Source organism: Nocardioides sp. CPCC 206348 (assembly GCF_048654705.1).
Taxonomy (GTDB): Bacteria; Actinomycetota; Actinomycetes; order Propionibacteriales; family Nocardioidaceae; genus Nocardioides.
On sequence record NZ_JBMCZA010000114.1, the window covers coordinates 1 to 4,207 of the forward strand.

Annotated in this window: 4 protein-coding genes; all 4 read left to right on the forward strand. The window is 70.4% G+C overall.

Translation table 11 applies throughout. The features are described 5' to 3' along the window. On the forward strand, positions 1–681 hold a 681-nt coding region (locus ACOADB_RS06915; RefSeq protein WP_378597224.1), incomplete at its 5' end, for an ABC transporter permease. Next, complete coding sequence (locus ACOADB_RS06920) at positions 657–1,439, forward strand: ABC transporter ATP-binding protein (protein WP_378597225.1); 783 nt, start codon at positions 657–659, stop codon at positions 1,437–1,439. The genes ACOADB_RS06915 and ACOADB_RS06920, both read left to right, overlap by 25 nt. Further along, complete coding sequence (locus ACOADB_RS06925; protein ID WP_378597226.1) at positions 1,436–2,779, forward strand: LLM class flavin-dependent oxidoreductase; 1,344 nt, start codon at positions 1,436–1,438, stop codon at positions 2,777–2,779. The genes ACOADB_RS06920 and ACOADB_RS06925 overlap by 4 nt, the downstream gene beginning before the upstream one ends. After that, entirely contained in the window at positions 2,779–4,146 is a 1,368-nt protein-coding gene (locus ACOADB_RS06930) for an LLM class flavin-dependent oxidoreductase (RefSeq protein ID WP_378597227.1), read from the forward strand. Before ACOADB_RS06925 ends, ACOADB_RS06930 begins: the two co-directional genes overlap by 1 nt. The last annotated feature ends 61 nt before the right edge of the window (positions 4,147–4,207 follow it).

Genomic DNA, 4,207 nt, shown 5'->3' on the forward strand with positions numbered 1-4,207 from the left:
CTCCTCGACCCGCGCCTGCTCACCGGTCCCGACGTCGCCCTGAAGACCGGGTGGGCCCTGATCGAGAACGGTCGCCTCCAGGAGAACGTCCTCGCGTCCCTGCACCGGGCCATGCTCGGTCTGGCGCTCGGTGTCAGCGCGGGCGTCGTCCTCGCCATCGTGGGCGGCCTGACCCGCATCGGTGAGGCCTTCGTCGACGGCACGCTGCAGGTCAAGCGCGCGATCCCGAACCTGGCGCTCATCCCGCTGCTCATCCTGTGGCTCGGGATCGGCGAGGAGTTCAAGGTCGCGGTCGTCGCGCTCGGCGTGCTGATCCCGATCTACATCAACACCTACGGCGCCCTGGTCAGCATCGACAACCGGTACGTCGAGCTCGCCGAGACACTGCGGCTGAGCAAGCTGCAGTACATCCGCAAGGTGCTGATCCCCGGCGCGCTGCCCGGTTTCTTCCTCGGGTTCCGGCTCGCCGTGGTCGGCTCGTGGATGGCGCTGATCGTCGTGGAGACCATCAACGCGACCTCCGGTGTCGGCTACATGATGGCCCAGGCGCAGCTCTACGCGCAGTCCGACATCATCCTGGTCGGCCTCGTGGTCTACGGCATCTTCGGCTTCACGTCCGACTCCCTCGTCCGCCTGCTCGAGAGGAGGGTGCTGTCGTGGCGACGTACCCTGGCCAGCTGACCCTTCCCGCGCTCCGGACGGGCACCGACGTGGCCGTCCGGGCCACCGACCTGGTCCGCTCCTTCGGCGAGCGCACCATCCTCGACAGCATCGACCTCACCATCAACCGGGGCGAGTTCGTCGCCCTGATCGGCCGCAGCGGCTCGGGCAAGTCCACGCTGCTGCGGGCGGTCGCCGGCCTCGACTACGACGTCGCCGGCTCCGGTGAGCTCTGGGCTCCGCAGCGGGTCTCCCTGGTCTTCCAGGACTCCAGACTCCTGCCCTGGCTGCGAATTCTCGACAACGTGGTCCTCGGTCAGCGGGGGGCAGCCCGCCAACGCGGCCGGGAGGTGCTGGCCGAGGTCGGCCTCGCCGGCCGCGAGAAGGCGTGGCCCCACGAGCTGTCCGGCGGCGAGCAGCAGCGCGCCGCGCTGGCCCGCTCGCTGGTCAGCGAGCCGCAGCTCCTGCTGGCCGACGAGCCGTTCGGCGCGCTCGACGCGCTGACCCGGATCAAGATGCACGGCCTGCTGCGCGACCTGTTGAGCCGGCACGATCCCGCAGTCCTGCTCGTCACCCACGACGTCGACGAGGCCATCCACCTGGCCGATCGCGTCCTGGTCATCGACGAGGGCCGCTTCACGCTCGACCTCCGGATCGACCTTCCCGAGGGACATCCGCCGAGCCATCCGGCCTTCCAGGCCTACCGCTCCCAGTTGCTGGCCGCCCTCGGCGTCATCGAGGACCTGCCCGCCCCATCCCGCCAGGAGAACCACGCATGACTCGCAAGCACCTCCACCTCAACGCCTTCATCATGGACGTCGGCCACCACGAGGCAGCCTGGCGGCTGCCCGAGTCCGACCCGTATGCGATCTGGGACGTCGAGTACTACAAGTCGGTCGCCCGGATCGCCGAGCGCGGCAAGCTCGACTCGATCTTCTTCGCCGACAGCCCGGTGCAGGGCAACGACCCGGCCCGCCGGCCTCCCGGCAAGCTCGAGCCGACGGTCCTGCTGACCGCCATCGCCGGTGCCACCGAGCACATCGGCCTGATCGCGACGGCCTCGACGTCGTACAACGAGCCGTTCAACCTGGCCCGCCGGTTCGCCTCGGTCGACATCGCGTCCGGGGGCCGCGTCGGGTGGAACATCGTCACCACCGCTGGTGCCGAGGCCGCCCGCAACTTCGGTCTCGACGACGTACCGCTCCACAAGGACCGCTACGACCGCGCGGACGAGTTCGTCGACGTGGTCACCAAGCTGTGGGACAGCTGGGACGACGACGCGACCATCGCCGACAAGGAAGGAGCCGTCCACACGCGCAAGGACAAGGTCCGCGCCATCAACCACCGCGGCCGGTTCTTCCGGGTCGACGGTCCGCTCAACTCGCCGCGCCCGCCGCAGGGCTGGCCGCTGCTGGTGCAGGCCGGGTCGAGCGAGGACGGCAAGGAGCTCGCCGCCACCTGGGCCGAGGCGGTGTTCACGGCGCAGCAGACCCTGGAGGACTCGCAGGCCTTCTACGCCGACCTCAAGCAGCGCACCGCCGGGCACGGCCGTAGCCCCGACAGCATCAAGATCCTGCCCGGCATCGTCCCGGTCATCGGGGACACCGAGGCCGAGGCCCGCGAGCTCGAGGACCAGCTGGAGCGGCTGATCAACCCCGAGCACCAGAAGCGCAACCTGGCCAAGCGCTTCAACATCGACCCGGAGCTCCTCGAGCTCGACGAGCCGCTGCCGCTCGACCTGCTCCCGAAGGAGGACGAGATCGAGACCGCGAAGAGCCGCTACACGCTCATCGTGGACCTCGCCCGGCGCGAGAACCTCACGCTGCGCCAGCTGATCGCCCGGCTCGGCGGCGGCCGGGGCCACCGCACCTTCACCGGTACACCGGTGCAGGTGGCCGACACGATCCAGCACTACTTCGAGAACGGCGCGGCCGACGGGTTCAACATCATGCCCGCCGTGCTGCCCTCGGGCCTCGAGGCGTTCGTCGACAAGGTGGTGCCGATCCTGCAGGAGCGGGACCTGTTCCGCACCGAGTACGAAGGCAGCACGCTGCGTGACCGGTACGGCCTCGCCCGTCCGGCCAACCGGGTCCACCAGGTGTCCGAGGAGAGCGCCTGATGGGCACCGACGCAACCTACGGGTCGCAGCGGCAGCTGCACTTCAACCTGTTCATCCACGACACCGGCCACCACGAGGCGTCCTGGCGCCTCCCGGAGTCCGACCCGCACGCGAACCTCGACCTCGCGTACTTCCAGCGGCTCGCGCGGATCGCGGAGGACGCGAAGTTCGACTCCCTGTTCCTCGCCGACGGCCCGGTGCTGTTCGGTGACCCCGGCCGGCGCCCGTCCGGCCGGCTCGAGCCGACCGTGCTGCTGACGGCACTCGGCGTCAGCACCAGCCGGATCGGCCTGATCGCGACCGCGTCGACGTCGTACAACGAGCCCTACAACCTGGCGCGGCGGTTCGCCTCGGTCGACCACCTCTCGGGTGGCCGGGCGGGATGGAACATCGTGACCACGGCCGGCGACGCGGCCGCCCGGAACTTCGGGCTGGAGGGGCAACCGCTGCACAAGGACCGCTATGCGCGGGCCGCGGAGTTCCTGGAGGTGTCCACGAAGCTCTGGGACTCGTGGGCCGACGACGCGATCGTCGCCGACAAGGAGCGCGGCGTGCACGCCGAGGCCGACAAGGTCCGGGCCATCGGCCACCGTGGCCGGTACTTCGAGGTCGAGGGTGCGCTGAACGTCCCGCGCAGCCCGCAGGGCTACCCGTTGCTCGTGCAGGCGGGATCGAGCGAGGACGGCAAGGACTTCGCCGCCCGCTGGGCCGAGGCGGTCTTCACCGCGCAGCCGACGATCGAGGAGGGCCAGGCCTTCTACGCCGACGTGAAGAAGCGCGCAGTGGACTTCGGTCGCGATCCGGACCACGTCAAGATCCTGCCTGGCATCGTCCCCGTCATCGGGGCGACCGATCGCGAGGCCCGCGAGCTCGAGGAGGAGCTGGACCGGCTGATCGCGCCGGAGTACGCCCGCAAGCAGCTCGCGACGCTGCTCCGGGTCGAGCCCGAGCAGCTGGCGTTCGACCAGCAGCTCCCCGCGGACCTCCCGCCGGAGGAGCAGATCGAGGGCTCGAAGAGCCGCTACACGTTGATCGTCGAGCTCGCCCGCCGCGAGCAGCTGACGGTGCGCGAGCTGATCGGCCGGCTGGGTGGTGGCCGCGGCCACCGCACGTTCACGGGGACGCCAGCGCGCGTGGCCGACACGATCGAGCACTGGTTCAGGAGCGGCGCGGCCGACGGCTTCAACATCATGCCGGCGGTGCTGCCCTCGGGCCTGGAGGTGTTCGTCTCCGACGTCGTGCCGATCCTGCAGGAGCGCGGGCTGTTCCGCACCGACTACACCGGTACGACCTTGCGGGAGCACTACGGCCTGCCGCGACCGTCGAACCAGTTCCTGTCCTCCGGCACCGCGGAGGCCGCCTCGTGACAGCGGTTCCGCCCGTGCAGGACCCGCCCGCGCAGGACCCGAACGCCTGGCTCCGTCGGCT

What these genes read in the sequence shown, in the direction of transcription:
- ACOADB_RS06925 (WP_378597226.1), top strand. Translation starts at nt 1,436, where the DNA reads ATGACTCGCAAGCACCTCCACCTCAACGCCTTCATCATGGACGTCGGC.
- ACOADB_RS06930 (WP_378597227.1), top strand. Translation starts at nt 2,779, where the DNA reads ATGGGCACCGACGCAACCTACGGGTCGCAGCGGCAGCTGCACTTCAAC.